Below are 25,036 nucleotides of genomic sequence, written 5' to 3'. Positions count from 1 at the left end.
CGCGTGGGCGCGGCGGGGCTGCGCGGGCGCGGGCGCGGCGGTCAGCCCGCGTCGACCAGGGCGCGGCGGACGGCGGAGAGCAACTGCCCCAGGCCGAACCCGGCGAGCAGCACCCACACCGTGGTGGCCATGGTGATGGTGCCGGCCGTCAGGTCGGCGTCGATCAGCCCGGTGAGCCCGGCGACGAGCAGCCCGACCAGCGCCACGCTGACCCGGGTGGGCCGCTCCCCCACCGTCACCGCGCCGATCTCCCGCATCCCCGCCGACACCGCGCGCGCCCGCACGTACTCGTGCAGCCAGGACAGGCCCCCGGCCGCCGCGACCAGCGCGCCGGGCGCGCCGAGCAGCCAGAACGCGATCAGCCAGGCCACCTCGCCGAGCCGGTCGGCGACCGAGTCGTAGACGTAGCCCAGCCGGGTGGTGCGGCCGGTCGCGACCGCCACCGCGCCGTCGACGCTGTCGGCCACCGCCGCCAGCAGCACGAACAGCGCGCCGAGGAACGGTCCGTCGCCGGGCCGCTCCGCGAACAGGGGTACGCAGAAGCAGAGCAGCACCCCGAACACGGTCACCGGGGTGGGGCCGACGCGCAGCCGGCCCAGCACGTAGCCCACGTGGTAGGCGAAGCGCAGCCAGGCACGCACCACCGGCGCGGCGGTACGCGGATCGAATCCGCCGTGCAGCCGCGCCCACGCGGTCGCGTACTGGTCCCAGTTCAGCTGTGTGCCCACCACGGATCAACCGTAGAAGCACGGCGCGGGTGTCGTGTGGCGGGTGGTCACACCCGTGCGGCCGCGCGCAGCCGCTGCCACACCTCGCGGGTCGCGGTGGACCGGTTGAGCGTGATGAAGTGGATCCCCGGCACGCCCTCGTCGAGCAGCTTCTCGCACATCTCGCTCGCCTGCTCCACGCCGAGGCGGCGGACCGCCTCGGGGTCGTCGGCCACCCGCTCGAACCGCTCGGCGAGCGCCGGCGGGAACGGCGCGCCGGACAGCTGCACGGAGCGTTCGATGGTGCCGATCTGGGTCACCGGCATCACCCCGGCCAGGATCGGCGTGTCGCAGCCGGTGGCGGCCACCCGGTCACGCAGCCGCAGGTAGTCGTCGGCGTCGAAGAACATCTGGGTGATCGCGAACTCCGCGCCGGCCCGGCACTTGCGCACGAAGTACGCGGTGTCGCTGTCCACGTCCGGCGAACGCGGGTGCTTGTACGGGAAAGCGGCCACGCCGACGCTGAAGTCACCGCTGTCGCGGACCAGCCGGACCAGGTCCTCGGCGTACCGGACGCCCTCGGGGTGGGCGATCCACTCGCCGCCCGGGTCGCCCGGCGGGTCACCCCGCACGGCCAGCACGTTGCGCACCCCGACCGAGGCCAGCCGGCCGATCACGTGCCGCAGCTCGGCGACCGAGTGGTTCACCGCGGTCAGGTGCGCCATCGGCAGCAGCGTGGTCTCGGTGGCGATCCGCTCGGTCACCGCCACCGTGGTGTCGCGGGTCGAGCCGCCCGCGCCGTAGGTGATCGAGACGAACGAGGGGCGCAGCGACTCCAGCTCGCGGATGGCCTGCCAGAGCAGCTTCTCCCCGGCCTGCGTCTTCGGCGGGAAGAACTCGAAGGAGAAGGTGGGGCGGCCGTCACGGATCAGCTCCCCGATGGCCGGCTGGGGATTGGGGAGGACCGAGGGAAGACCGAGCGCCACGGACCGACTGTAGCCGGGAGCGCACGGCTTACCGAGGGTCTTCCCAGCCCGCGAACACTTCGCGGCGCGACGTCGTACCCCGGGGGTAGAAAGACCACAGCGCGGTGGGGCGGCCGACGGCCGTCCCGGGGGCCCGCGCGGGGGTCGCACGACGGTGACGCGCCGGCGCCAGCCGGACGTCCGCGTCGCCATTTCACGTCGTCGCCCCCGGAGGTCACCATGATCCCGTCCTGGCCGCCCGGTCCGCGGCTGCTCGGGCCGCTCCTGGCCGAGCTGCGGGCCGCCCGCGGCTGGAGCCAGCAGCGCCTCGCCGCCGAGCTCTGCGCCGCCTCCGGCGTGCCCACCCTGACCCGGCACGAGGTGTCCCGCTGGGAGCGCCAGCTCCGGCTCCCCGGCGACTTCTGGTCCGCGTGGCTGGCGACGGTCCTGGGCGTGCCCGGCGAGCTGCTCGCCGGGGCCGCCGCCAGCAGCCGCCGGCTCGGCGTGACGCCGGTGGCCGTCGACCCGGCCGGGTCCCGGGCCCGGCTGGCGCTGCTCACCCTGGCGCACCGCTGGGCCGCCGACCCGGGCGGCGGCACGCTGGCCGGTCCGTTCACCGGCCCGGCCACACCGCCGGTCCCCGGACCGGCCACCGGCGACGGGTACGGACCGGCCGGCGCCGCCGACCGCGCCGGCCCCGTCCGGGGGCACCCGGCGGACGGGGCGTCACTGGCCACGCTGCGCCGCTGGGACGACCTGCTCGGTGGCGGCGACCTCGCCGGCCTCGGCGCCCGCCGGCTGCGCCGCTCGGTCCGCGGTTACCGGCGCGCCGGGCCCGCCGGCCGGCGGCGGATGCTGCCGTCGCTGGCCGAGTCGGCGCAGCTCGCCGGGTGGCTGGCCGCCGACGCCGGCGACCTCACCGGCGGCCTGGTCGCCTACCGGCTGGCGCTGCGGGCCGCGGTGGCCGCCGGGGAGCCGCCGCTGGCCGGGCACGTGCTCGGGTCGGCCAGCCACCTGCTGTCCGACGCCGGTGACGCGGCCGGCGCGCTGGTCCTGGCCCGGATCGGGTACGCGGCCAGCCGCGCCACCGCCTCCCCGGGGCTGCGGGCGCTGCTGCTGCACCGGGTCGCGCTCGCCGCCGCGCTCGGCGGGCGGCGTCGCGCCGCCGGTGAGGCGCTGGCCGGCGCCGACCGGGCCGGGCCGCCCGAGCCCGGCCGGGAGCCGCAGTGGCTCTACTGGCTGGACGCCGCCGAGCTGGCCGCGATGACCGGGCGCACGCTCGTCGCGCTGGGCCGGGCCGCCGCGGCCGTGCCGCTGCTGACGCCCGTGGTGACAGCGCCGGGCCGCCCGCGCCGCTCCGCCGTGTACGGCGGCTGGCTGGCCCGGGCGCACCTGGGGCTCGGCGCGGAGCCCGAGGCGTGCGCGGTGGCCGGCGAGGCGCTGCTCGACGCGGTCCGCTCCGGTTCGCCCCGGGCCGTCGGCCAGCTCACCGAGTTCCGCCGCGGGCTGGCCCGCCGTCCGCCCGGACCGGCGACCCGGGGGTACGCACGGCTGCTCGCGGCGACCCGTCCGTACCTGCCGTCACGGCACCCGTGGCGGCCGTCGCCGCCGGTGAGCTGCGAGGCACGCCGGGACGGCGGCACGACGGGAGCGGGCCCGAACCGCTAGCGTCGTGGCGTGACCCACGCTGCTCCCGTTTCCCCCGTCGACCGTGCCGGCCTGCGTCAGCGGATCGACAAGGCGCTCACCGAGTTCCTGGCCGGCCAGCGCGGCTGGCTGACCGCCGTCGACGACGGCCTGCTGCCCGTCGCCGAGGCGATCGAGGCGTTCGTGCTGGGCGGCGGCAAGCGGCTGCGCCCGGCGTTCGGCTACTGGGGCTACCGGGGCGCTGGCGGAGTCGACTCCGACCAGGTCGTCGCCGCCCTGGCCGCGCTGGAGTTCGTGCAGGCCAGCGCGCTGATTCACGACGACCTGATGGACCGGTCGGACACCCGGCGGGGCGAGCCGGCGGTGCACCGCAGGTTCGCCGCCCGGCACCGGGCGGCCGGCTGGGGCGGCGACGCGGACGCGTTCGGCGACTCGGCCGCGATCCTGCTGGGTGACCTGTGCCTGGTCTGGTCCGACGAGCTGCTGCACTCCTCCGGCCTGCCGCCGGCGACGGTGGCCCGGGCCCGGCCGGTCTTCGACGAGATGCGCACCGAGGTGACCGTCGGGCAGTACCTGGACGTGCTGACCCAGGCGACCGCTGACACCTCGCTCGACCGGGCGGCCAAGGTGGCCCGGTACAAGTCGGCGAAGTACACGGTCGAACGGCCGCTGCTGCTGGGCGCCGCGCTGGCCGGCGCCCCGCCCGAGGTGCACGCCGCCTACTCCGCGTACGGGCTGCCGCTGGGTGAGGCGTTCCAGCTCCGCGACGACGTGCTGGGCGTGTTCGGCGACCCGGAGCTGACCGGCAAGCCGGCCGGTGACGACCTGCGCGAGGGCAAGCGGACGTACCTGGTGGCGGCCGCCCTGGAGACGCTCGACGAGGCCGGCCGGGAGGCGCTGCTGGCCGGGCTGGGCGTACCGGACCTGGACGCGGCCGGGGTGGACCGGCTGCGCGAGCTGATCACCTCCAGCGGCGCGCTGGAGCGTGCCGAACGGCACATCACCGCGCTCACCGAGAGCGCGCTGGCCGCGCTCACCGCCGTCGACCTGGACACCGAGGCCCGCCAGGCGCTGGTGGACCTGGCCATAGCCGCCACCCGCCGCCCCGCCTGACAACCACTCCCCCCGCGCTGCCCCCCCCCGCCTCCGAAGCGGTCGATCATGAAGTTGGCGGCACTTTTGGAGATCGACTTCGCCGTCAACTTCATGATCGACGGGGTGGGTGGGGGTGGGTTAGAAGGCCACGGCCTGGGCTCGGCGTTTGACCTCGCGGGCCAGGTCGCCGCCGAGGGCCACTGCGGGGGTGCCGGGAAGCGACGGGTCCTCCCGGTAGAGCCAGCGCAGCGCCTCCTCGTCGTCGTACCCGGCGTCGGCGAGCAGGTTGAGCACGCCGGGCAGGTGCTTGAGCACGGTGCGGTTGGCCACCAGGTCGGCCGGGACGCGGCGGACGCCGTCGCGGCGCACCGCGAGCAGCTCGCGGTCGCGGATCATCTGGTGCACCTTGCTGATCGACAGGTCCAGGCGCTCGGCCACGTCGGGCAGCGTCAGCCAGCCGGCCGGGTCGGCCGGTCCGGCCAGGTCGGCGCCGGTCTCGGCGGGTACGGAATCGGTCACCCGACCACCCTGCCACGTGCCCGCCGGATCCGGTGCACGGCACCCCCCGACCTGCGCCGGAGCGCGCCGGGCCACCGGTGTCCCAACCCGGCGGTAGCATCCTGTTCTACGTTCACCCTTCCGACACATAGACTGCCTGCCGATGGACACACAGGTCGCCGACACGTTGCTGGGCTCGCTGATCGAGGGGCGCTACCGCATTCGCGGTCGCGTCGCCCGTGGCGGCATGGCGACCGTGTACACCGCCACCGACGAGCGCCTGGAGCGCACCGTGGCGGTCAAGATCATTCACCCGACCCAGGCGCCGCAGGCCCGGGCCCGGATGGCCGGGTTCGTCGAGCGGTTCACCGACGAGGCGAAGACGATCGCCCGGCTCACCCACCCGAACGTGGTGGCGGTCTACGACCAGGGCATCCACGCCGGCCTGCCGTACCTGGTGATGGAGTACGTGCGCGGCCGCACGCTGCGTGACGTGCTCGCCGAGCGCCGCCGGCTGAACCCGGACGAGGCGCTCGCGATCACCGAGCAGGTGCTCGCCGCGCTCGCCGCCGCGCACCGGGCCGGCCTGGTGCACCGCGACGTCAAGCCGGAGAACGTCCTGGTCGCCGAGGTGCCCGCCGGCGGCAGCCGCGACCTGGTCGACAGCGTGGTCAAGGTGGCCGACTTCGGGCTGGCCCGGGCCGTCGAGGCGAGCGCGGAGGACGAGAACGGCAACCAGCTCATGGCGACGGTGGCGTACGTGGCGCCGGAGCTGGTCACCCAGGGCCACGCCGACCCGCGCACCGACGTCTACTCGGCCGGCATCGTGCTGTTCGAGATGCTCACCGGCCGGGTGCCCTACGACGGCGACCGCCCGGTGGAGGTCGCCTGGCAGCACGTCGACCGGGATGTGCCGGCCCCGTCCACGCTGGTTCCGGCGCTGCCGCCGGCTGTCGACGCGCTCGTCGCCCGGGCCACCCGGCGCGACCCGGCCGCCCGTCCGGCCGACGCCGCGGCGCTGCTGACCGAGGTGCAGGCGGCGCGCGAGGAACTGGGCAACCCGCACACGCACACCACTGTCCTGCGTCAGCTCAGCGACGACACGGCGGTGCTGAGCCAGCCGACGCAGGTGGTGGCCGCGCTGCAGCCGATCGAGCGCCCGTCGTGGGCCCGGCTGCCCGAGGGCGCCGCCACGCAGCGCCCGCACCGCCGCCGCGCCGCCGAACCGGAGGGGGTGGGCGCCCGGTTCGCCGCCCTGCGTACCCGGATCATGGGTTCGCCGCGCGGCCGGCTGGCCGTCGCCGCGGCGGTCGTGGTGCTCGGCCTGGTCGCCGCCGTCGGCGGCTGGTGGTTCGGCGTGGGCCGCTACACGGTCGCGCCGCAGATGGTGAGCCTCACCAAGGCCGAGGCGGAGGCGCAGGCCCAGCGCGGTGGTTTCACGCTGCGCTACGCCGACCCCCGGTACGACGAGAACGTCCCGAAGGACACCGTGCTCGGGCAGGCGCCGGGCTCGGCCGCCCGGATCGTCAAGGGCGGCACGATCACGCTGACCCTGTCGCTCGGTCCGGAGCGCCTGCCGGTGCCGGACGTGGTGGGCAAGGACTTCGCGCTCGCCCAGGTGGAGCTGGAGGGTCTCAACCTGGTCGCGGCCAAGGGCAGCTCCCGCTACGACGACGCGCTGCCGGCGGGTGTCGTGCTGGCCACCGACCCGAAGGTGGGCACTGAGGTCAAGCCCGGGGCCAAGGTGACGCTGATCCTCAGCAAGGGCCGCGCCCCGGTGAGCGTGCCCGACCTGGTCGGCAAGAGCCTCACCGAGGCGCGCGCCATCCTCGCGCGGCTCGGGCTCAAGCCGGTGGAGAACGTCAAGGAGTCCGACAAGCCGAAGGACGAGATCCTCGGCCAGAGCCCGGCCGACGGCACCGGTGTGGAAAAGGGCGCCCAGGTCAAGCTGGAGATCAGCAAGGGCCCGCCGCAGGTGGCCGTGCCCCGGGTGGTCGACATGCCCTGCCAGCAGGCCAAGCAGACGCTGGAGAGCCAGGGCTTCCCGGTCAACATCCAGCTCAACCCGAACGGCATCGTCCGGATCCAGAACCCGGCCGAGAACACGCCGGTGCCGCCGGGCACCACGATCACTGTGACGTGCCTGTGAGCGCGGCGAACGGGTGCCGGCCGGTGGGGTCGCACACCCCCACCTCCGGTGGCCTGGCGCGGGCGGCCCTGCCGTACGCGGATGCGGCCGAGTCCGAGGTGGTGCAGGTCTACGTCTCGAACTCGCGTGGCTGGGCGCTGCCGGCCGGTGACCCGGCGCAGGACGCGCTGTTCCGCGACGGCTGCGCCGAGCGTGGCCTGCCCGTGTACATCCACGCGTCGCTGCTGGTCAACCTCGGCTCCCCCACCCCCGCGACGGTCACCAGGTCGGCGGAGACGCTCGCCCACGCGCTGCGGCGGGGCCGGGCGATCGGCGCCGAGGGCGTGGTGTTCCACGCCGGCAGCTCGGTGGACGCCGGGCACGCCGAGGCGGCCCTGCGGCAGGTCCGGGAGGCGCTGCTCCCGCTGCTCGACGAGGCCGCGGCCGCCGGCGGGCCGATGCTGCTGGTCGAGCCGAGCGCCGGGGGCGGCCGGTCACTGGCGTCCCGGGTCGAGCACCTCGGCCCCTACCTCGACGCGGTCGACCGGCACCCGATGCTGGGCGTCTGCTTCGACACCTGTCACGCCTGGGCGGCCGGGCACGACCTGGCCGCCGAGGGCGGCATGACCGCCACGCTCGACACGCTGGTCGCCACGGTGGGCGCCGACCGGCTGCGGCTGGTGCACGCGAACGACTCGAAGGACCTGTGCGGCTCCACCCGGGACCGGCACGAGAACATCGGCAAGGGCACCATCGGCGAACCGGCGTTCGCCGAGCTGATGCGCCATCCGGCGACCGCCGGCGTACCGGTGCTGGTGGAGACCCCCACGGAGAAGCACGTCGGCCACGCCGCCGACATCGCCAGCCTCAAACGCCTGCGCCCCTGACACAGCCGTTTCCTCCCGCCCTCGCCACGGCGTTGCCGGAGGGTCAGGCGCGCAGGGCGGTGTCGAGGATGGTGGCGGCGCTGTCGATCTGCTCGTCGGTGACGTCCAGGTGGGTCACCAACCGGGCGGTACGCGGGCCGAGCACCGAGATCAGCAGACCGGCTTCCCGCGCGGCCGCCGCCAGCGCGTGCGCGTCGAGAGGGTGCTTGGTCAGGTCCAGCGGCACGATGTTCGTGCGCACCACCGACGCGAGCACCCCGTGCGGGGCGACCGCCTCGGCCAGCCGGGCCGCCTTCACGTGGTCCTCGGCGAGCCGCTCGACGTGGTGCGCCAGCGCGTACCGGCCGGCGGCGGCAAGAATGCCGACCTGCCTCATGCCACCGCCCATCCGCTTGCGCAGGACCCGCGCGCGGGCGATCTTCTCCGCGCTGCCCACCACCAGCGAGCCGACCGGCGCGCCGAGGCCCTTGGAGAGGCACACCGAGAGCGTGTCGAACAGCTCCCCGTACCCGGCCAGCGGCACCCTGTCCGCGACGTGCGCGTGCCAGATCCGGGCACCGTCGCAGTGCAGCGCCACCCCGTGCTCGTCGGCGACCGCACGCATGCGGCGCAGCGTCGGCAGCGGGATCACCCCGCCGCCGCCCCGGTTGTGGGTCTGCTCCACCGCGATCGCGCGGGTCGGCACCGCGAAGTAGCCGTCCGGCCGGATCATCCCGGCGACCACGTCGGGGTCCAGGTCCGCGCCCACCGCCGGCCACGTCCGCGAGGAGATCCCACCGTACGCGGCGGCGGCCCCCACCTCGTACGTGACCACGTGCGCGTCGGCGTCGCAGAGCAACTCGTCGCCGGGCGGCACGTGCAACTGGAGCGCGATCTGGTTGGCCATCGATCCGCTCGGGGCGAACAGCGCCGCCTCGTGGCCGAACAGCGCGGCCACCTCCGCCTCCAGGGCGGCGACTGTCGGGTCCTCGCCGTAGACGTCGTCGCCCACCTCGGCGGCGGCCATCGCCTCCCGCATCCCCGGCGTCGGCCGGGTCACGGTGTCGGTCCGCAGATCGATCAGCTCAGGGCTCGCAAGCTCACTCCTCGCGTCAGCCACGGAGCATCTCCGCCACCAGGAACGCCAACTCCAGCGACTGCTGGGTGTTGAGCCGGGGGTCGCAGGCGGTCTCGTACCGGTCGGGCAGGTCGAGGTCCTCGATGCCCTGGGCGCCGCCGAGGCACTCGGTGACGTCCTCGCCGGTCAGCTCGACGTGCAGGCCGCCCGGGTGGGTGTCGAGGCCGCGGTGCACCTCGAAGTAGCCGAGCACCTCGTCCACGATCCGGTCGAAGTGCCGGGTCTTGTAGCCGTTCGAGGACTCGTGCGTGTTGCCGTGCATCGGGTCGCACTGCCAGACGACCTTCGCGCCGGCGGCGGTGACCTTCGCCACGATCGGCGGCAGCGCGTCGCGTACCCGGTGGTTGCCCATCCGGCTGATCAGCGTGAGCCGGCCGGGGATGTTGTCCGGGTTGAGCTTCTCGCAGAGCTCGATCGCCTCGTCCGGCGTGGTGGTGGGGCCGAGCTTGACGCCGATCGGGTTGGCGATGCGGGAGATGAAGTCGATGTGCGCGCCGTCGATCTGCCGGGTCCGCTCGCCGATCCAGAGGAAGTGCCCGGACAGGCCGTACGCCTTGTGGTCGGAGATCCGGGTCAGCGCCCGGTCGTACTCCAGCGCCAGCGCCTCGTGCGAGCAGTAGAGCGTGACGGTGCGCAGCGCCTCGTCGTCGGTCATCCCGCAGGCCCGGATGAGGGCCAGTGCCCGGTCGATCTCCCGGGCGATCGCGTCGTAGCGCTCCCCGGCCGGGGACTGCCGGACGAAGTCCTTGTTCCAGTCGTGCACCGCGTGCAGGTCGGCCAGGCCGCCGGCCAGGTACGCCCGGAGCATGTTCATCGCGGCGGCCGAGTTGGCGTACGCCCGGATCATGCGCTGCGGGTCGGCGACCCGCGCCTCCGGCGTGGCCTCCAGCGAGTTGATCATGTCGCCGCGGTAGGCGGGCAGCCCCCGGGCGTCGGTCGGCAGGGACCGGGGCTTGGTGTACTGGCCGGCCACCCGGGCCACCTTGACCACCGGCAGTGACGCGCCGTACGTGAGCACGATGGCCATCTGGAGCAGTGTGCGGGCGTTGGCGAGCAGGTGGCTCTCGGTGTTGTCGGCGAACGTCTCGGCGCAGTCACCGCCCTGGAGCAGGAACGCCTTGCCCTCGCAGACCAGGGCCAGCCGCTGTCGTAGCTGGTCGACCTCGTAGGGCGCGACCACCGAGGGAACCGTGTCCAGCACCCGGCAGACCTCGGCGACCTGGGCCGGGTCGTCCCACGGCGGGGTCTGCGCGCGCGGCAGCTCCCGCCATCGGTCGAGGCCGAGGGCCGCGTCCTCGGCGGAGTCGGCGGTCGGGCGGCTGGTCTGCAGGCCAGGGCTGCCCACGGCGGGGTGACTCAGCTGATGCCACTCATGGCGCATGGAGGAAAGCGTACGGCGACCGTCGCGATCACTCGCCGCCGAGGGGCATGGTTCCGGTCACTGGGAGGAGACCGGCGAGGGCCGCGCCGCCGGCGGCGGCTCGGACGGGTCGGCCGTGCGGTCGCCGGGAACCTCGCCGGAGATGCACCAGTCCGCCCCGTTACGGGTCACCGTGAACAGCAGTGACCGGGTGGCCTTGCGAGATCCGGCGGCCACCGTGACGGAGGCGCTGACCTCCTGCCCGTTCGGGCCGGAGCGGACGTCGGTGATCGTCGCGTCGGGCACCGTGAAGTGGTCGGCGAAGTCGCCGTTCGGGCCGGTGGCGGCGGCGTCGAAGGCGGCGTGCATGGGCGCGCAGAGCTGGCTACGGCCGGCGTCGGCGTCGCGGGCGGTGAGCGCGTCGAGGTACGCCTGCACGCGCTCCCGGCTCTTGGCCGCCGCCTCCTCGGCGGGCGCCCGGCCGCTGGGCGCGGTGGCGACGCCGTCCGGGCCGGAGCCGCAGGCGGCCAGCGCCGGCGTGAGCGCGAAGGCGAGGGCGAGCGCGGCGAACCGGCCGCGGTGGCTGCGATCCATCGGTCCTCCCGTCGCGTGGACTCGTCGAGCGGCGAGTGTGCCACACCCGGCCCGCGCGGCCGGGTGACTCCCCATCCTGACCCGGATCGGCGCGCGCGGCCAGGGCGGCACGCGGGCGGGGAGGGGCCGGTACGGCCCCTCCCCGCCGGGTGGGTGGTGCGTCGGCCCTCGGCTCAGCCGAGACCGCCCTTGATGGCGCCGATCAGCTCACCGTTGCTGGTGTCACCGGAGAGCTCCCAGAAGAACGCGCCACCGAGGCCCTGGCTGTTGGCGTAGCTCATCTTCCCGCCGATGGTCGCCGGGGTGTCGTAGCTCCACCAGTTGCTGCCGCACTTGGCGTACGCGGTGCCGCCGACCGTGCCGGTGGCCGGGCAGCTGTTCTTGAGCACCTTGTAGTCCTCGATGCCGGCCTCGTAGGTGCCGGGGGCCGCGCCGGTGGCGCTGCCGCCGGGCGCGGCCTGGGTCACGCCGGTCCAGCCGCGTCCGTAGAAGCCGACGCCGAGCAGCAGCTTGCTGGACGGTACGCCCTTGGACTTCAGCTTCTGGATCGCCGCGTCGGACCAGAAGCCCTGCTGCGGGATGCCCGAGTACGAGTAGAGCGGCGAGTGCGGCGCGGTCGGCCCCTGGGCGTTGAAGGCGCCGAAGTAGTCGTACGTCATCGGCATCAGCCAGTTGAGGTTCGTCGCGGCGCCCGCGTAGTCGGTCGCGTCGATCTTGCCGCCGTTGCTGCCGTCGGCGGTGATCGCCGCGGTGACCAGGAAGCTGGAGCCGAACTTGCTCCGCAGCGCCGAGACCACGTTCTTGAAGGCGTTCGGGCCGCTGCTGTCGCACTGGAGGCCGCAGGCGTTCGGGTACTCCCAGTCGACGTCGATGCCGTCGAAGACGTCCGCCCAGCGCGGGTCCTTGACCAGGGAGTAGCAGGAGTCGGCGAACGCGGCCGGGTTCTGCGCGGCCTGGGTGAAGCCGCCGGACCAGGTCCAGCCACCGAAGGACCAGAGGACCTTCAGGTTCGGGTACATCTTCTTCAGCTTGCGCAGCTGGTTGAAGCTGCCGCGCAGCGGCTGGTCCCAGGTGTCGGCCACGCCGTCGACGCTGTCCGCGGCGGTGTACGCCTTCTCGTAGTCGGCGTAGCTGTCCCCGATGCTGCACCGGCCGCCGGTGGTGTTGCCGAAGGCGTACAGGATGTGGGTGAGCTTCGCGGCCGAGCCGCTGGTGTGGATGTTCTTGACGTGGTAGTTGCGGGCGTAGACGCCCCACTCGGCGAAGTAGCCGACGACCTTCTTGCCGCCGGGCGGCGGCGTGGTGGGCGGCTGCGTGGTCGGCGGGGCGGTCGTCGGCGGCGCCGTGGTGGGCGGCACGGTGGTCGGTGGCGCCGTGGTCGGCGCGGTGGTCGTCGGCGTGCCGCCGCCGGTGCAGGTGCCGCCGTTGATCGTGCAGCTCACCGGCGCCTTGTAGCCGCCGGTGCCGTTGTAGCCCCAGCTGAAGCTGGCGCCCGGGGCGAGCGTCGCGGCCCAGCTCTTGTTGACCGCCACGTAGCGGTCACCGCTGCGGGTGATGTCGGCGTCCCAGGAGCTGCTGATCGAGGTGCCGGAGGGCAGCGTGAACTCGATGCGCCAGCCGTTGACGGTGGAGCTGGTGCCGTTGGTGACGGTCACCCGCCCTTCGTGGCCGGTCCCCCAGTCCTGCACCTTGGCGAAGGTGGCGGTGACGCTGCCGGCGGCCGACGCGGTGGTCATGGGCACCGCGGCGACCGCGAGCGCGACCACGGCGCCGGTGGCCCACAGGGCCCGGCGGAGCGATCTCTTCATACGGCGTCCCTCCAATAGTTAGGAAAGTTTCCAAATTGATTGCTGAGACGCTACTCACGCCGTCACCACTTCGTCAAGATGTAGATGCGTCGATTTCACGGGTGGCGCGGGACGGTCCGCGTGACGGCCCGTAGCCTCGTCACATGACCGTTTTCGACGTCCAGATCGACGCCCTCACCGGCGGACCGGCCGACCTCGGCCGCTACCGTGGCCGCGCCCTGCTCGTGGTCAACGTGGCCTCCCGCTGCGGCCTCACCCCGCAGTACGCGGGCCTTCAGGAACTCGCCGACACGTACGCCGGGCGCGGGCTCACGGTGCTCGGGGTGCCGTGCAACCAGTTCGCCGGCCAGGAGCCGGGCAGCGCCGCCGAGATCGAGGAGTTCTGCCAGGTCAACTACGGCGTGACGTTCCCGCTGACGGAGAAGGTCGACGTCAACGGCCCGGACCGGCACCCGCTCTACGCCGAACTGGTGTCCACGCCGGACGCCGAGGGGCACACCGGCGACGTGCGCTGGAACTTCGAGAAGTTCCTCGTCGCCCCGGACGGAACGGTGGCCGCCCGGTTCGCCCCGCAGGTCACGCCGGACTCGCCCGAGCTGCGCGCGGCGATCGAGAAGGTCCTGCCGGCCTGACGGTCACGCCGGGGCCGCTCCGGTCCCGGCGCCGCCCCGGCTACGCCGGGCAGGGCCGCGACGGCACCGCGGACTTGCTCCGCAGGATCCGATACGCCCCGGACGCGGTGGTCGACAGTTCGTAGCGGACCTGCCACAGCGTGCAGGTCTCCTGCGGGCGGCCCTTCGGCCCGTAGCCGGGGTCCTGCGTGCTCCGGAAGGTCACCACGGCGGCGACCACTCCCGGGCCGGCGTCGGTCAGCGACCGCAGCACCACCTCGGAGTCGCGCGTGGTGACGAGCTGACGCCCGAATCGCTGCACGGCCTGCTCGTCGGCCGGGTCGAGGACGTCGCCGGCGGGGTCGAACACGGCAGCGGCGGACGGGAAGTCGCGGTCGTTGACGGCACTGAAGTAGGTGTCAAAGGTACTGGCGACCGCCGTCGCCCGCTCGTCCGGCACGTCCGTCTCGATGGTGACGAGGCCGACCACGGCCGGTGACTCCGAAGGGGACGGCGTCAGTTCGGTGGGGTCGGCGCTCGCCGGGTCGGTGCTCGCCGGGTCGGACGAGGGGGTTGCAGGCGCCCCCGGGTCGCCGGTCTCGCCGGGAGGCGTCCGGCCGGTCGGCCCGGCGACCACCGGCGCGTCGGCCCCGTCGTCCCGGGTCGCCCACAGGACGCCACCGGCGCCGATGGCGACCACCGCGGTGACGGCGGCGGCTACCAGCATGGCCCGCACGAACGCCTGGCGCGACGGTTCCGGCGACCGCATCCCGGGCTCGTCCCGACCTGGCCCACTGTCCAGGACGGGGCCCCCGTAGGGCTCGGTGTCGACGTCCGCGTCCGGATCGGCGTCGGCCGGGGCGAAACTCTGGACCGGTTCCGGGTCGACGCTCACCACCGGCTCGTCGTCGCCGGGCCAGGCCGGCACCGCGACGTCACCATCGGCCGCCGTGGGCTCGTCCTGGCCCGCCAGCGCGAACTCGCCGCTTTCCACGGGGGCGAAGGGCGCCGCGCACACCGGACAGAGCGACGCGCCGGGCGGGACGACCGAGCCGCATTCCGCGCATTTTCGAACAGACATCGGCGACTCCCCACGCACTCGGGAGAAAGAATTCGTCCGAGTGAATCGGAAACGGTTGTCGTCGCGCAACACCGAATCGTGCCGGCGGCTCGACTGTGTCCTGTTCGGTCGCAACTCCGTCCGGCCGTACGAGTGGACCAGACCGTCGATCCCCGCGAGCGGTACCTATGGCCGGTTTCCGGCGGCGGGCGTGAACTCATAACGTGGCTGACCCCGGCACATCGTCATCGATTGGTGGTCACATGACGAGCACGGTCGACGGTGACAGGAACCCGACAGAAATGACGTCGTTCTTCACGCATAATCCGCCACGGGAGCGACAGCGGGCGACAATGTCGCCGACCACCCGCTATTTGTGCGGAGCGGCGTACCGCAGTGAACGATTCGCCGACGGCGTGATCACCGAATTGGTCGACGACGGCCATCGGGCCGTGGTGCCGACCGTCGGGTACGACCTGGAGCCGATCCTGCGTCACTGCTACCACGCCCGGCACCTCTGGCTTCTCCAGAACGCGCTCATCTCGGCGATCCTGCTGCTCGGCATCTTCGTGGCGACCTGGTCCACAGTCCTGCTGATCGGCGTCGCGTTCCTGGCGAACCTTCTCAGCCCGCCGGCCGAACAGGCGGACTGGCCGACGGCGCGTCTCGTGCTCGGCGGCGTCGCACTGGTCGCGCTGGTGTGGCTGCTCGGCGCACCGCTGCTGGCCCTGCTCGGCCTGTCGAGCGAGGAGCCGCCCGGCCCGTCGGCGCCGCCGGAGCTCACGATGTCGTACTGGCCCGTGCTCTGGTGGCTGATCGGGCTCGGTCTGCTCACCCTCGCCGTCATCGCCCTCACCCGCGCGACCGTCGTGCGGATCTTCACTCGTGACCTGGCACCCGGCGGACGGCACGAGCCGCCCGAGGTGACCAACCCGGCGATCCTGAGCCGGATCAAGAGCGTCGCGGCCGCGCAGCACGGCAATGTCGTACTGCATTCGGGTTACGACCCCTTCCTCGGCGGCGGCCACGTGGTCCGCGCCTGGTCCGTGGCGATGGAGCTGAAGCGGGACCGGGGGCCCGACGAGCACCGGCCGACCGCCACCGGCCCGGTCGCGGTGGACCCGGTGGCGCTGAACCGGCACGTCAAACGACGCCTAGCCGCGCTCGCCTCGGCGGAGTTGCCGGCGGACGAGCGCATGACCGGCCTGGTGCTGCGGGACCAGATCGTGGCCTCGGGCGCCCAGTGGCGGAACTATCCGCTCATCGATGCCGGGCTCCGGCAGCCCTTCTCCCACGCCTCGCCCCGAGCCGTCGAGGCGATCATCCGCGCGCCTCAGCCGAGCGTCCGCCACTTCCTGCGGGCCAGCGTCGGCGCCGACACCCGTGCGGCGACCGGCGCCGCCGGGGACGTCATCATGCCGGCCGAGTACCAGAACATCGTGGTCTCGACCTTCACACACGTCGCCGTCGAGGGCGGAATGCTCTACATGGAGAGCGTCTCCACGGTCCTCGGTCCGATCCGGGACAAGTTCCTCGACCTGGACCAGCACGTCGCGGGTGACGACAACTGGCAGGAGCCGGTTCGCGAGGCTCTGCGACTGTTCGGTGCCACAGTGCTGATCGCCCCGGCGCGGCTGGTGCGCACCGTCGTTCGCGCCGTCGGCGCCAACCGCCGGATGACCCGGGCGGATCGGGAGACCGAACGCCTCCCCCGGTACGACTTCGGCGCCCGCGCCGAGGTCCGGCAGCTCGCCTCCGCCGGCCGTCCGGTGACATACCTGCAACGGCTGGACGCGGAGAAGTACAGCAAGTTGATGGAGCGGCGGGTCAGTGAGGCGGTCCTCGGCTACCTCGCCGACCAGGGCATCGACACCTCCGAGTACGAGACCCGGATGAACGTCTTCAACAACCACGGCGTCTTCATCCGCGGCGACAACCACGGGCCCGCAGCCGCCGGCCCCGGAGCCACGGCGCTGCTGAACGACGGTGGCGGCAAGCGAAAGGAGAAGAGCGGTGACGCACGACGGTAACCACGGTGTGGTGATCCAGGGCTCGTCCAGCGGACCGGTGGCGGCCGGGCCGAACGCCATGGCCGCTCAGATCAACCACATGGGCGAGGCGTCACTGCGGGAGATCCTGGAGCAGTTGCGGACGACCCGGCAATGGATCGAGGAGAACCGGTCACAGCTGGTCGAACCGGAGCTGGCGCTGGAGGAGGTCGACGACATAGCGGACCTGATCCAGCAGGAGCGGCCGGACCGTAAGCGGGTGATGGCCAAGGTGGACCGGCTGGTCAACCGGCTCAGCGCGGTGGGCGGCATCGCCGGGGGCGCCTGGGGCCTGAGCCAGTTGATCAACCAGTTCGTGCGCTAACCGCTCCGGCGACGGCCGCGCCCCGGCTCCACGTGGGGCCGGGGCGCGGGCGGTCGGGCCGGGGTCAGCCGGCGGCGGAGCGGAAGACCGGGTAGTAGCCGCCGGACTGCCCGGCCGCCGTCGGGTGGTACGACTTGCTCAGGCTCAGCACGTTGAGCGCGTGCAGCCACTTGGTCCCGCCGCTGCACAGCTGGTGGCCGACGAAGATGGAGCGGACGTCGGCGAATTTGAAGCCGGCCGAGACGGCGGCCGTACGGGTGATGTCGTCGAGCAGGTTGATGCCCTCGTTGATCTTCGCCCGGGACGTGGCGCTGAGCCCGACACAGGTCGTGCCGAGCTGGTAGAAGACCGGGTAGCCGACCACCACGACGCGGGCCGAGGGCGAGCGGCTCTTGATGCCGTTGTAGACGTTGGCGAGCCGGCCCGGCATCGAGGTGCGGGCCACGTTCATGGCGGACTGCACTGCCGCCACGCACTGGGTCTCCCCCTGGAGCACACAGGTGCTCATGATGTTGGCGAAGCCCACGTCGTTGCCGCCCACGGTGACGCTGACCAGCGTGGTGGTCGAGGAGAGCGCGGAGAGCTGGCTGTTGATGACGTCGGCCGTGGTGGCGCCGGAGCAGGCCACCGATCGGTACGACGCCGGCTTGATGTTGGCGTTGTAGAGCGCCGGGTAGGCGTTCGTGCTGCGTAGACAGTTACCGCTCTCGGACGTGTAGCTGTCGGCGCCGACGCCGGAGGCGTACGAGTCGCCGAGCGCGACGTAGCGGTCGGACGGGGCCGCCTGGGCGGGGGCGGCCAGAGACAGAGTGACCCCGACCGAGGCGGCCAGGGTCAGGGCGAGGGTGGCAAGACGGGATCTCCGCACGTCGCACTCCTGGGGGCGTGAAGTGGTGGTGAGAGATAGATATCAATAAGATCACAGCGCATGGAAGATCACCGATTTGCGGTTCAGCGCGCATAGCGACTTACGCCTACAAATCGTTGCCGGTCTCGCGGAGCGGGATGAAGGATTGTTCCGCCGGGAACGTCAGGCGCATCGCCGGGTCGGCGGTCTCCCGGAAACCCAGGGCACGGTAGAGCGGCCGACCGGCCGCCGAGGCCCGCAGGTCGACCCGGCGCACGCCCCGGTCCCGGAACCAGGCCAGCAGTGCGCTGCGGCCAGCCACGGGTCCGGCTCGGCCAGCCAGGCGCGCAGATTGTCCCGGGCCACGTCCTGCCAGCGGCCCGGCGGCGTCGGCGCGCCGCTCATTCCGGCGAGCATCAGCCCGCGCAGCCGCACCAGCTCGTCGGCGTCGGACGGCACCGCCCGGCGCGCGTCACCCACAGGCCGGCTCAGACCGGACGGCGGCCGGCGAATCCGCACTCGACCCGGTGGTACCACCGGATGTCGGTGTCCCCCTCCAGCCAGCACCACAGCACCGCCCGGCCGTCGCGCTCACCGGGGAAGTCGAGCAGCACCGGGGCGATCCCCTTGACCGCGATGTCGTGCTGGTGGAACTCGTCCACCACCACGTGCAGCCGCGCCTCCAGGGCCTTCACCTCGGCGAGCCCGCCGAGCGCGCTGACGCCGTGGTCGGCCAGATCGACACGCAGCTCGGCCAGGTCGGCCCGCAGCCGGATCAGCTCGTCGACGCGCGGCCGCAGCGTGGCCACCAGGTGTCGCGCCTGGGCGAGAGTGAACACCGGGCCAGTATGCGGCACGACCGGTGTCGTCCGGGTCACCGCTCACCCGCACGTCGACCGTCGGGGCCGGGACGAGACGGTGCGCCTGGAATGGCCGCGGGAGACCAGACGACACCGGCAGCCTCCCGCACCTCGGCCTGCCAGGCGCGCAGGGCCCGCTTGATGCGGTCGTTCTCGTCCCGGGCGTCGTCGAGCAGCCGGATCCGCTCCCCCAGTTCGTAGACGAGCCGGTGCAACAGCGCGTCGACGTCGTCGGTCCGGTAACCGCGCCGCCCCAGTGACGTGCGGGGCAGCTCGACGGCGCTGAGCCGGTCCGCGGTGAGCGGGCCGGCCAGCGCGTTGCGGCTGTGATAGACGCCCATCAGACGCCGAACCCGTCCGGCAGGTGGATCCGCTCGGCCGGCACCCCACCGGCGAGCAAGCGCAGCCGCGACCCGGCCACCATCAACGGTGGCCCGCACAGGTAGACCTCCTGGCCGGGTCGCCAGTGGTCGAGCGCGACGGTGAGCGCATCACCCTGCTCTCCCGCCTCCGCCACCGGATCGTGCGAGAACGCGGGCACGACGGTCAGCCAGTCGTTGCTGCTCTGAAGCTTGTCGAGGCTGATCGGGTCGTAGAGGTCGGCGAGGGTACGGGCGCCGACCACCACTGTGACCCGGCGACCGGCCGGCGCGGCGGCGACCTGCTCGACCAGGGCGCGCAGCGGCGCCAGCCCGGTCCCCCCGGCGACGAGCAGCAGGTCCGCCTTCGACGCCGGGTCGAGGGTCAGGCCGGTCGACCGGGGCGGGCCGAGCCAGATCCGGTCACCGGGGCGTACCCGGTGCACGAGCGTGCGGGAGACGGCGGCGACGGCACGGACGTGGAGTTCGATGGTGCCGTCGGCGCGCGGAGCGTTGGCCGGCGAGTACCAGCGCCACCGGCCGGGCCGGCGCTCGGCGCAGACGGGCAGCGCCTGGCCGGGCCGGAACGTCAGGCGGCGCCAGGGGCGCACGGTCACCACGGCGATGCCGTCGGCGGCCCGGTCGTGGTCGACGACCTGCGCCGGCCACCAGGGCGGGCCGTCGTCGGCCTGCTCGACCGCACGGCTCACCGCCGCCGTGGCCCGCCGGGCGGCCCCTGCCCAGGCCGCCACCAGTTCCGGTGTCAACCTCGCCTGCCGGGACACCGTCGCGACGAGCGCGGCCTCGACGGTGAGCTGGTGCGGCAGCAGCCGGTAGCGGCGACAGGCCCGGCCGAGCACGGTCAACAACGCCGCCCGCCCGGCCGGGTCGTCGCCACCGCTGACCAGCCGTCCGAATGCGGCGAGGAACACCGCCGCCTCCCGCTCCGGCAGCGTCCCGGGGCAGCGCTCCTCGACCGCGCACCAGAAGTGGTCGGCTGCCTCGCGGGCGTACCGCATGGTGACGGACCACGACGCAGCGAGGGCGGCGGTCACGAGCCGGCCTCGTCCGAGAAGGCCCGCCGGGCCGCTGTCACCGAGCCTGCCGGCACGTCGAGCGCCCAGAGCACCCCGGCCAGGTAGTCGACCACGCGGCGGTGCTGCGCCTCGGTCAGGCCCAGGCCGCGCCATGCCTCGGCCGCCGGCCGGGCGATGTCGCCCGCCGGTCCGCCGAGCGCCACCGTGAGGGTGAGCGCCAGGTGTCCGGCGAGCCGGGCCCGATCAACCCCGACGAGGTACGGCGCCAGCTCCGCGTCCGCCGCCACCAGCCGCAGCCACCGGGCCACCGCCTCACGCACCGCCGCCGACCCGGGCCAGCTCTCCGTCGGGTACGCCCCGAGCCCGGTCACGCCCACGGCCAGGCGCCCGGGTCGCCGGCGGCGACCAACTCGTCTACGCGCTCCTCGGTGAGCCCGGCCGCCTGCAATGTGCTGCGGCCCCAGCGGGCCAGCCGGCACGGATGCGGGACCCGCTCACTGCGGCACAGTGGACCCGCCGGCCACCGCTCCGGCACATGCACCGCCACCGCGCGTACGGCCAACGCCACGTCCTCGTCGCTGACCGGGGTGAACACCGGGAAGTCGTCCAGCACCGCCGCCATGAAGAGCCCTTCCGTCGAGAGTCGGAGCGGCACCGGGGCGGGCGGGGACGACGGACGCGCTCGGGTGACGCCCCGCCGGAGCCCAGCACCCGCCCCGGGCCATGCGTCCACCCTCGTAGTGAAGGCATGCCCGTCACAGAGCAGCAACATGGCGGAACAGTCGCGTAGGTGCTGCATCACGATCAAGATCGAGCAAAGTGCGCACTGCGACTGGAGTTAGTCCGTCGAAGTCTGGCGTCGAGGCTGAACTGATCGACTACTGCCGCTTTCGAGATGCCAACTCGCGACCCCGCCGGAGTGATCATCGAACATGATCAACAATGGAGCGACTTGCCGCCCCTGTTCAGGCAAGAGCCTGCCAAGGCGTCATGCCGAGAGCGCTGGCTGCGGGGGCGGGATCACCTTCTCAAGCTGACGCTCAAGGCTGAACGGTTCGTCAAAGAACTCGACATCGCTGACCGTTCGCAGTTCAGCGACGATCGCTTTCGACCAATCACGCTCCGACCCATCCAGAGCCGCCACCCGGTTTTCCCTGGGGATCTTCGACAGGCCGAAGATGTGGTAGCAATGCTCGGCAGCTTGGTCGGGATCACGGAGGCTTACTGCTTGCACATATGCAGCCGTGCCATCATTGGCTACCCGCAACGTAACAGGACGGCTGCGCCCCGACTGCAGGGGGATAGGAGCATCGCGCTGCAGCTTACGACTACGGCCCGCCCAGACAGTGACCCTGTCGGTGACGCGGTCAACGAATCTCATTCCTGCCTGCCGAGGCGCGAGCCAACGAAGCTGATCGGCGCGCAGTGACGCCTGCGCCACGCCGAGGATCAGCCCGCCGAGGTCGTCAGGTTCGCCGAAGGTAGCAATTTCTCCTGGCTCGGCATTGACACCATTAAGGCCCGCGTTACGCATGATCTCGCCAAGCGCTTCTGCAGCCCGGCCAGCGGAAAGGTTCACCCCCGCCATCGCGAGAAGGGTTGCGGCAGTTGCGCGGTCAGTAACCCGATACCCTGAGCCCATAGGCTCAACCAGGACCCGCACACCGTCACCATCGCCATAGGTCAGCGGAAGATCGACCAGCAGGCCGTCCCCGTACGGGTGCACCACCGTGTGGTCGTTGACGGTGCGGAGGACGGCACCGATAGCAGTCGCGGCGTCCATGATCGCCCTCCTCATCACGGCTCTATCCAGGCGAAGTCGTCCCCGATCATGATGAAGCACTCCGCTGCGAACGCTTCCAGGATCGCACGATAGGTCCCGGGAGCGACCCTCGGCTGGAGCGGCACGGGGGGAATGTCGTCTGGCTCGTACGCCCTCTCATCGCCGCCGCCGGGCTCAACCCGATGCTTGTGGGTGCCCGGAAAAGGAGAGTGTGGGGTATTTAGGCAAAGCCGACGCGCGGAGAAGCCCGTGCGGCCATCACCCGCCAGGTACTGAAGTGCGGGTTCGCTCGGCTTCATCCGATTGACCGTCATCCGTAGCCGGCAAGGGCTAAGCGCTGAGATGACAGTGTTGACCCGAACGACGCCCTCTCTCACCACACTATTTTTGGTGGTCCAGGTGACACCGCCGACTGTCACCGCTTCCGCCAGGGGGGACAGCAGGGCACCGAGGTTGGCAGGCGTCATCAGGTGCGACATCTGACGACTCACGATCGCCCCCGTTCACTCCACCTGAGCAGGATCCTGCAGACGGTACACCGCGGGTAGGACACAGTGGAATCTGACGAGCGGGTGAGGCGACCCTCCGACATTGCGGGCCGGTGGTCGCAGACGAAGATGCAGCGTCGACGCGTCAGGCCCGAGGGGTTGCGCAAAGCTGACCCGCCCGAGTATTTGTTACGCGTGGCTGATGACGATCCATAACGAAGGGTGCCGCCATGACCTTGAAGCGCGAGCGCCTCGCTCAGCAGCGGAGAATGGTCGGCCAAACGCAAGAAGGTCTCGCAGAAAAGCTCGGCGTCGACCGCACCACCGTCATCCGATGGGAGCGGGCCGAGTCGACGCCGCAACCCTGGGTCCGGCCCGGACTTGCGGAGGCGCTTCAGGTCACACCTCAGCAGTTGAACGAGCTGCTGACCGATACCCAGCAGGGCAACCGGCATCCCTTGGATGATCCAGGCTCGGATCGTTGTGCCGACACGACCGTCGATTCGATTGGTCGAGCGGCGGATACTCTCACCAACGACCCTCTGCTGGTCACCGCACCAATGTCACGCGACCGCATCCAATCCCTACAGCACGACATGGCAGTCCTGGCTCGGACCGCCAATATGGCAGCATTTGACGTCTTCACCTCCGTCCGACGGCTCTGCGCGGAGGCCCGAACGCTGGCTGAGCGGGCTCGGCGACCGCATGACCTCGCCGACCTCTATGTGGTCCTTGGCCAGGGAACCGCTCTGATGGCATCGACTGCCTTCGACCTCGGTTATTGGAACGAATCGGCAGCGCTCGCCCGAGCCGCCAATCAGTACGCCGATCTAGCCGGTCATGCATCGCTGGTAGCGTGGACGTTGGGTCTCCAGATGACGCTCGCCAACTGGCGAAATGAGCCGGACGCCGCGCTGGCGTACTTCGCCAAGGCGATGTCGGTCGCGCCCGCCGGCGAGCCGAGGCTGAGGCTCCGTCACATCGCTTCACGGTCCTACGCACTACTTGGCAACTCGCCCTCCCTCAAGCAGGCTCTGCGAGCTGCCTACCGGGACCGGGATCTTGCGACCAAACGCCCAGATGATCTCAGCTCGTCGTTCGGAGGCGAGTTTGCCTTCGGGCCAGCGAGGGCCGCAGCATGCGCAGCCGCAGCATGGCTGGACCTCGGCGACGGCGAAGAGGCAGCCAAGTGCGCGCAGGAGGCGGTCGACGCTTACACCCAGTTGCCACCAGCCCGGCGGCCATACTCACAGATAAACGGCATAAAGATCGACCTGGCGGCTGCTTACCTGGGCATGAGTGACCGGGACGCTGCCGTCCATGCCTTGGGTGACGTCCTGACCCTTCCTCCCGAGAAGAGGAACACCTCGCTGACGGGCCGAATGACGAGAGTTCGGCATGTGCTGGGTGGATCGCCTTGGACGCACGACCATGAGGCACGGCAGCTCGCAGAGGCAGTCTCGGGTTGGCTGACCAACAAGTCACCTGTGCTGCTCAATTGACCTGTGCCAGGCGGCCAGCACACGAGCCTCCTTCTCCGGACTCAGTCCGATTTCGGCTGCCCGCTCATTGGCCAGGGCCGCTCGGGTGGACTTGAGCCACTGCCAGGTGTCGGCGGCCGTTTCATGAAACGGCCGCCAGCGCAGCCCGGCTCTCTGCGCCTTGGTCGAGTCGACCTGCCACACTCCCTCGAATGTGCGCCACAGCGGCAGCTCCGACCACTGCCGCACTCCGTGCTGCACGAGCACGTCATCAGGAACCCAGGTAAAGAGCGGAGTCTCTCCGATCACGGCGGCGCAGGCGTGCAGCAGATCGCCGAAGGTGGCGCTTCCAACGGGGCGACATACGTTATATGCGCCGGCCAGGTTCTTGTCTGTCGCAAGTAGCGCAAAGGACGCGACGTCGCGCACATCGATCGGCTGAATCGTTCGGTCGGGCGAGCCGGGTGCCAGAACCTCTCCCCCGGCTGCTACTCGGCGCAGCCACCAGGGAAGCCGACCGACATATTCGCGAGGACCGAATATCACCCCCGGGCGTAGAAGAATTGCCCTCTCCTCACCGAATGTGGCCATCACCGCCGCTTCACAACCGGACTTCTGGTAGCCATACCGCGTTGGTCCGTCCTCAGTGTCGGCGCCGTAGTCGGGTCCAGCATCAGGTGGGCACTGCAGGACCTCGGAGCCCTCGCTGAGCGGCTTCACCGGCCAGTTCCGATAGACGCTAACCGTGGACATGAAGACGTAGCGGGTTGCGACGGGGGCGAGGGCACCCGCAATAGCCAGCACGTTGGCCGGTACGTAACCGGAGGTGTCTACAACGGCATCCCAGGGGCCGGAGGCGACCAGAGCTGCCACATCACCTGTGCGCGTCCGGTCACCTCGGACCAGTCGCACACCACTCGGTTCAGAAGGCGAAATGCCGCGGTTGAAGACCGTTACATCCCACCCCGCCCGCAGCGCTGTGGCGACGATGGCATGCCCAACAAACCAGGTTCCCCCGAGCACCAGCAAGCGTCTGGCACCGTCGCGCCTGCCATTCGCCGACCCTCTTGGTGATCGGGCGTCTCGGATGTTCGCAGTGAGACCAGTCACTTCAGCACCTAGCCACGTTCTGGAACTGGCACGAACGCCATAAGTACTCGCCCACTGATGGACGCTTCCCGTTCATCACCCCAGCCACCAGCGAAATCCGCTACCACACCAATTCGCTGCCTGTGCAGCAGTTCCCAGGATCGCCGGGCTTCTTTTGCATCGCCGTAGCGAGGTCCGCCTCGTCGACAGGCGCGCAGATCCGTGAGGAATGTTCGAAGATC

The 25,036-nt window shown here is 71.9% G+C and carries 26 protein-coding genes; 8 read left to right on the top strand and 18 right to left on the bottom strand.

Annotated elements, in window-relative coordinates; genetic code table 11:
* Positions 1–41: 41 nt before the first annotated feature.
* Together A4R25_RS00390 and metF are read right to left on the bottom strand one after the other, a co-directional pair.
* On the bottom strand, positions 42–731 hold the full coding sequence (locus tag A4R25_RS00390) for a CDP-alcohol phosphatidyltransferase family protein (protein WP_064445211.1): 690 nt from the start codon (positions 729–731) through the stop codon (positions 42–44).
* 44 nt (positions 732–775) lie between these two features.
* On the bottom strand, positions 776–1,693 hold the full coding sequence (gene metF / locus A4R25_RS00385) for a methylenetetrahydrofolate reductase [NAD(P)H] (RefSeq protein WP_064445210.1): 918 nt from the start codon (positions 1,691–1,693) through the stop codon (positions 776–778).
* Between the two features lie 219 nt (positions 1,694–1,912).
* Between metF and A4R25_RS00380 the strand changes: the two genes are divergently transcribed.
* Together A4R25_RS00380 and A4R25_RS00375 are read left to right on the top strand one after the other, a co-directional pair.
* Positions 1,913–3,340, top strand: coding sequence for a helix-turn-helix transcriptional regulator (locus A4R25_RS00380; protein ID WP_064445209.1), 1,428 nt, complete (start codon positions 1,913–1,915; stop codon positions 3,338–3,340).
* 9 nt (positions 3,341–3,349) lie between these two features.
* Positions 3,350–4,432: a polyprenyl synthetase family protein gene (locus A4R25_RS00375; protein WP_043329435.1), complete on the top strand. Its 1,083-nt coding sequence runs from the start codon at positions 3,350–3,352 to the stop codon at positions 4,430–4,432.
* A 120-nt stretch (positions 4,433–4,552) separates the two neighbouring features.
* Here A4R25_RS00375 and A4R25_RS00370 read toward each other — a convergent pair whose 3' ends face one another.
* The gene (locus A4R25_RS00370) at positions 4,553–4,933 is read right to left on the bottom strand and encodes an Rv2175c family DNA-binding protein (protein ID WP_043329433.1); all 381 of its coding nucleotides are present in this window, start codon (positions 4,931–4,933) and stop codon (positions 4,553–4,555) included.
* A 142-nt stretch (positions 4,934–5,075) separates the two neighbouring features.
* On the opposite strand from A4R25_RS00370, the gene pknB reads away from it, so the two are divergent.
* Together pknB and A4R25_RS00360 are read left to right on the top strand one after the other, a co-directional pair.
* Entirely contained in the window at positions 5,076–7,061 is a 1,986-nt protein-coding gene (gene pknB, locus A4R25_RS00365) for a Stk1 family PASTA domain-containing Ser/Thr kinase (RefSeq protein ID WP_064445208.1), read from the top strand.
* Between the two features lie 23 nt (positions 7,062–7,084).
* On the top strand, positions 7,085–7,927 hold the full coding sequence (locus A4R25_RS00360; protein ID WP_064446413.1) for a deoxyribonuclease IV: 843 nt from the start codon (positions 7,085–7,087) through the stop codon (positions 7,925–7,927).
* Positions 7,928–7,970: 43 nt separating this feature from the next.
* Here A4R25_RS00360 and A4R25_RS00355 read toward each other — a convergent pair whose 3' ends face one another.
* From A4R25_RS00355 to A4R25_RS00340, 4 genes are all read right to left on the bottom strand, one after another.
* Complete coding sequence (locus A4R25_RS00355; protein ID WP_064446412.1) at positions 7,971–8,990, bottom strand: low specificity L-threonine aldolase; 1,020 nt, start codon at positions 8,988–8,990, stop codon at positions 7,971–7,973.
* 28 nt (positions 8,991–9,018) lie between these two features.
* Positions 9,019–10,425 carry a class II 3-deoxy-7-phosphoheptulonate synthase gene (locus tag A4R25_RS00350; RefSeq protein WP_064445207.1) on the bottom strand — a complete coding sequence of 469 codons (1,407 nt, stop codon included), beginning with the start codon at positions 10,423–10,425 and terminating at the stop codon, positions 9,019–9,021.
* A gap of 57 nt (positions 10,426–10,482) precedes the next feature.
* Complete coding sequence (locus A4R25_RS00345) at positions 10,483–10,998, bottom strand: hypothetical protein (RefSeq protein WP_064445206.1); 516 nt, start codon at positions 10,996–10,998, stop codon at positions 10,483–10,485.
* A gap of 173 nt (positions 10,999–11,171) precedes the next feature.
* Entirely contained in the window at positions 11,172–12,806 is a 1,635-nt protein-coding gene (locus A4R25_RS00340; protein WP_064445205.1) for a glycosyl hydrolase family 18 protein, read from the bottom strand.
* Between the two features lie 143 nt (positions 12,807–12,949).
* Between A4R25_RS00340 and A4R25_RS00335 the strand changes: the two genes are divergently transcribed.
* Entirely contained in the window at positions 12,950–13,438 is a 489-nt protein-coding gene (locus tag A4R25_RS00335; RefSeq protein WP_064445204.1) for a glutathione peroxidase, read from the top strand.
* Between the two features lie 40 nt (positions 13,439–13,478).
* Here A4R25_RS00335 and A4R25_RS00330 read toward each other — a convergent pair whose 3' ends face one another.
* Complete coding sequence (locus tag A4R25_RS00330) at positions 13,479–14,411, bottom strand: hypothetical protein (protein ID WP_113972537.1); 933 nt, start codon at positions 14,409–14,411, stop codon at positions 13,479–13,481.
* A gap of 482 nt (positions 14,412–14,893) precedes the next feature.
* Here A4R25_RS00330 and A4R25_RS00325 point away from each other — a divergent pair, with 482 nt between their 5' ends.
* Positions 14,894–16,507: a hypothetical protein gene (locus A4R25_RS00325; RefSeq protein ID WP_064445202.1), complete on the top strand. Its 1,614-nt coding sequence runs from the start codon at positions 14,894–14,896 to the stop codon at positions 16,505–16,507.
* The gene (locus tag A4R25_RS00320) at positions 16,491–16,850 is read left to right on the top strand and encodes a hypothetical protein (protein ID WP_064445201.1); all 360 of its coding nucleotides are present in this window, start codon (positions 16,491–16,493) and stop codon (positions 16,848–16,850) included. The genes A4R25_RS00325 and A4R25_RS00320 overlap by 17 nt, the downstream gene beginning before the upstream one ends.
* Before the next feature lie 64 nt (positions 16,851–16,914).
* Here A4R25_RS00320 and A4R25_RS00315 read toward each other — a convergent pair whose 3' ends face one another.
* The 9 genes from A4R25_RS00315 to A4R25_RS30985 form a co-directional block, all read right to left on the bottom strand.
* Positions 16,915–17,718: an SGNH/GDSL hydrolase family protein gene (locus tag A4R25_RS00315; protein WP_043329427.1), complete on the bottom strand. Its 804-nt coding sequence runs from the start codon at positions 17,716–17,718 to the stop codon at positions 16,915–16,917.
* A gap of 106 nt (positions 17,719–17,824) precedes the next feature.
* Positions 17,825–18,019, bottom strand: coding sequence for a hypothetical protein (locus tag A4R25_RS31360; RefSeq protein WP_064445200.1), 195 nt, complete (start codon positions 18,017–18,019; stop codon positions 17,825–17,827).
* 166 nt (positions 18,020–18,185) lie between these two features.
* Positions 18,186–18,536 (bottom strand): DUF2203 domain-containing protein, encoded by a 351-nt coding sequence (locus tag A4R25_RS00305; RefSeq protein WP_018785307.1) that lies wholly within the window; start codon positions 18,534–18,536, stop codon positions 18,186–18,188.
* A 35-nt stretch (positions 18,537–18,571) separates the two neighbouring features.
* A complete protein-coding gene (locus A4R25_RS00300; protein ID WP_064445199.1) occupies positions 18,572–18,898 on the bottom strand; it encodes a DivIVA domain-containing protein in 327 nt (108 codons plus the stop codon).
* Positions 18,898–19,971, bottom strand: a complete 1,074-nt coding sequence (locus A4R25_RS00295) for an FAD-binding oxidoreductase (RefSeq protein WP_231915394.1) — start codon at positions 19,969–19,971, stop codon at positions 18,898–18,900. Before A4R25_RS00295 ends, A4R25_RS00300 begins: the two co-directional genes overlap by 1 nt.
* Positions 19,968–20,330 (bottom strand): hypothetical protein, encoded by a 363-nt coding sequence (locus A4R25_RS00290; RefSeq protein ID WP_231915392.1) that lies wholly within the window; start codon positions 20,328–20,330, stop codon positions 19,968–19,970. Before A4R25_RS00290 ends, A4R25_RS00295 begins: the two co-directional genes overlap by 4 nt.
* On the bottom strand, positions 20,321–20,575 hold the full coding sequence (locus tag A4R25_RS00285; protein ID WP_043331086.1) for a hypothetical protein: 255 nt from the start codon (positions 20,573–20,575) through the stop codon (positions 20,321–20,323). The genes A4R25_RS00290 and A4R25_RS00285 overlap by 10 nt, the downstream gene beginning before the upstream one ends.
* 366 nt (positions 20,576–20,941) lie before the next feature.
* Entirely contained in the window at positions 20,942–21,736 is a 795-nt protein-coding gene (locus tag A4R25_RS00280; RefSeq protein WP_157538966.1) for a hypothetical protein, read from the bottom strand.
* 14 nt (positions 21,737–21,750) lie between these two features.
* Positions 21,751–22,227 carry a hypothetical protein gene (locus A4R25_RS30985; protein ID WP_157538963.1) on the bottom strand — a complete coding sequence of 159 codons (477 nt, stop codon included), beginning with the start codon at positions 22,225–22,227 and terminating at the stop codon, positions 21,751–21,753.
* A gap of 227 nt (positions 22,228–22,454) precedes the next feature.
* Here A4R25_RS30985 and A4R25_RS30400 point away from each other — a divergent pair, with 227 nt between their 5' ends.
* Positions 22,455–23,726, top strand: coding sequence for a helix-turn-helix domain-containing protein (locus A4R25_RS30400; RefSeq protein ID WP_157538961.1), 1,272 nt, complete (start codon positions 22,455–22,457; stop codon positions 23,724–23,726).
* Here A4R25_RS30400 and A4R25_RS00275 read toward each other — a convergent pair.
* Positions 23,706–24,734 (bottom strand): NAD-dependent epimerase/dehydratase family protein, encoded by a 1,029-nt coding sequence (locus A4R25_RS00275; protein WP_231915391.1) that lies wholly within the window; start codon positions 24,732–24,734, stop codon positions 23,706–23,708. The two genes, A4R25_RS30400 and A4R25_RS00275, sit on opposite strands and share 21 nt — an antisense overlap.
* Positions 24,735–25,036 lie beyond the last annotated feature (302 nt).

Origin of the sequence: Micromonospora sp. NBRC 110037 (assembly GCF_001652995.1) — a bacterium.
GTDB lineage: Bacteria > Actinomycetota > Actinomycetes > Mycobacteriales > Micromonosporaceae > Micromonospora > Micromonospora chalcea.
The sequence above is the reverse complement of the archived record's forward strand: the minus strand, read 5'-3'. Positions and strand labels throughout refer to the sequence as shown.